Below are 2,391 nucleotides of genomic sequence, written 5' to 3' on the forward strand. Positions count from 1 at the left end.
ATGGCATTTGCCATCGCTTCACCTCCACCGATCAGCTCATGCCAGGCTGTATCGCAGGCGAACCTCGCGATGGCGAGGTGGGGGCCTCATGCCGGTTACCTTCTAGCGACGGCCCCTTCTTAAACTTTGACCTATGCGCGCAAGCGTAATCCGCTGCGAGACTGGAGCCTGATCCGGTCCGCCCACTATAGTTCCCGTCGGAACGCTGTCCCTGTTCTTTACCAGATCAGGTACCCCAGCCTGCTTAGCCACCAATCTCCACTTTCTGCGGAATTCGGTCGTGGACCAAGGTAAGCCGGTAACATCGTTTATGATGATTGGGCCGGACGATGGAAGGGCCAAAATGTCGAGGCCAATTGCCTTGACCTCCGCCAGCACCATCGGAGCCTTCTTCAGATCGACTTCGATCAGGCGGCCGCTTGATCCTGTCGTGTGTCGCAAGATCAAATTTTTGTCGATGTCGGACCAACGTAGGCCACGAAGCCACTTCCGACCATGGATTTCGAAATCGGAGCTTCCCGGCTCGTCGATAGGAACCCACTCACCGATTACATCCTTTTGGCTAAGTCTCAATTCGAATTGAAACGCTTGGACGAGAGCTATCGAATACCAACCAAAGTGTTCGCGAGCAGTGCGGCGGATTGCTTGGACGTGCTCGGCAGTAAGTTGCACGAGACGTGGTCCCTGAGTGCCAAACCGGCTCTCGCGAAGGAGCTCCGCAAGACGCTTGCACTCTGGATCTTCGAGCAGCGTAAAGCCAAATTTAAATAGAGCCCGAAGCCGCGCGATCGTTTCATTCGCAGCGGCAACCCTACCGCCAGAACCCGAAACTTTGTACCAGTAAACCAGCGTTGGCGCCTTAATGCCTCGGAGCTGATGGTGGCCGTATTTTTCACTTATCCGATCGAACGTGCGGCCCTGCTTGATGCGCACCTGATAGCGAAGTTTTTGGAAAGGCGAGTCCAAATCACTTCGGTAGAACTCTATTAATTGCTTGAGCGTTAGCGCCATTGTCGGATCACAGCCCCTCGGGGTGCAAGTACATCAATAGAATGATGGTTATAATCACAACCGCCGCAGCTATGCCGACCACTCCGTCGGCCCGGATAACTGCTCCGAAAAAGTGTATTTCGAGTCGTTGAAATTGGTCCACCACATTGGCTCCGTGCTGTTGGCTCGGACAATCCAAACCGATGTCGCCATTGGGTCAGCCTCGCCCCGTTGTGCCAAGATTATTCGGCGCTCAAGAAAAATCCTGAACGATTGTAAAGCCTTGAGCAGGATGCAAGGTCATCAGCGCTCTTGCAAAAAAACGCTGATGTAGGTCGCCGAAAACTGCTATGCCAATAAGCATTTGAGTTTGCTGTCAAAATCCCGCGCGCTAGCGCGACAACATGACTCGAAGAGACTTTGACAGACCATAACTGCGGAAAGTGCATGATCGTTCAAGTGGTTGGCCTAATCAGTGGTTTTTTCTTGGTCCGCGGTCGTCCAGGTAGCGGGGTTGCGGCTTGCGCATTAGGAATGCGCTGGTCCGCAACCTTAACCCAATGCCCGGCGTCTTCCCCATTGTAGCGCGCGCGTGATCTCAAACATGGACGCGGCGGCCGAGATGACGCCGATGCGCTGGGCGCCACCTACACCGCGCACAGGCCTTAGTGCAGTCGCTGATCAGGAAGACAGACCCCGCTCATAAGCGCCAGCTCCTGCTCTAGCTGCTCATTGAGGAGCATGAGCGCTCGAAGCGCATCGTGCAGATCACCGTCACAAGCGGCGACGATCTCATCGACCGTCAGCTCGTACTGATCCAGAGCAGAGTTGGTGCGTTGGCGTGGCATAGCAACAACATACAAGCAGAAACCTAAGTTGATCGTGCCGATCCGCTGGTGATTTCCCCGCAATTCACAGTCCGCCGGGCTTACCTCAGTTCGCCGTCATTTTGATGCTGCTAGCCAAGTCATCCTCGCGCTGTTCCGAGCGGCCAACCGCTACGTCGACAACCTACAGCCTATGTCCGGCGCTTTCCTCGACCATTCCGCCCCGTCATCCGCAATACGGAGCCGGTACCGAGATGACGCTGACGCTTTGCTCCGCGAACCGTGTTGCGCCGCGGAAGATGTCGAGGTCTTCCTCATCCAATATAACCCTGCCTCCATATTGATTGTGCTAATCTGCTCTGGCCCAATGGGCCGACATAATTTTCAATCAGCTTATTTTAGGAGGGAATTGAGATGCGACGCACCTACGCTTTATGCTTCTTCTTGGCGACCAGAGCTGGTCCCGCTTGTCTGAACAGACTTTCCGCGTCGATAAGTGGAGCCTCTGCCGAGATTAGGCCGCCACGCGGAGCGGCGGAAGGTTGAAGTAGGCTTGATCCGGGGTCATGTCGTC

2 protein-coding genes are annotated in these 2,391 nt (G+C 55.0%); both read right to left on the minus strand.

Annotated features, from left to right (window positions below):
- Positions 1–102 precede the first annotated feature (102 nt).
- Positions 103–1,011, minus strand: coding sequence for a hypothetical protein (locus IVA82_RS01410; RefSeq protein WP_247383228.1), 909 nt, complete (start codon positions 1,009–1,011; stop codon positions 103–105).
- 644 nt (positions 1,012–1,655) lie between these two features.
- Entirely contained in the window at positions 1,656–1,838 is a 183-nt protein-coding gene (locus IVA82_RS01415; RefSeq protein ID WP_247383229.1) for a hypothetical protein, read from the minus strand.
- Positions 1,839–2,391 lie beyond the last annotated feature (553 nt).

Source organism: Bradyrhizobium sp. 142 (assembly GCF_023074015.1).
Taxonomy (GTDB): Bacteria; Pseudomonadota; Alphaproteobacteria; order Rhizobiales; family Xanthobacteraceae; genus Bradyrhizobium.

What these genes read in the sequence shown, in the direction of transcription:
- IVA82_RS01410 (WP_247383228.1), bottom strand. Translation starts at nt 1,011, where the DNA reads ATGGCGCTAACGCTCAAGCAATTAATAGAGTTCTACCGAAGTGATTTG.
- IVA82_RS01415 (WP_247383229.1), bottom strand. Translation starts at nt 1,838, where the DNA reads ATGCCACGCCAACGCACCAACTCTGCTCTGGATCAGTACGAGCTGACG.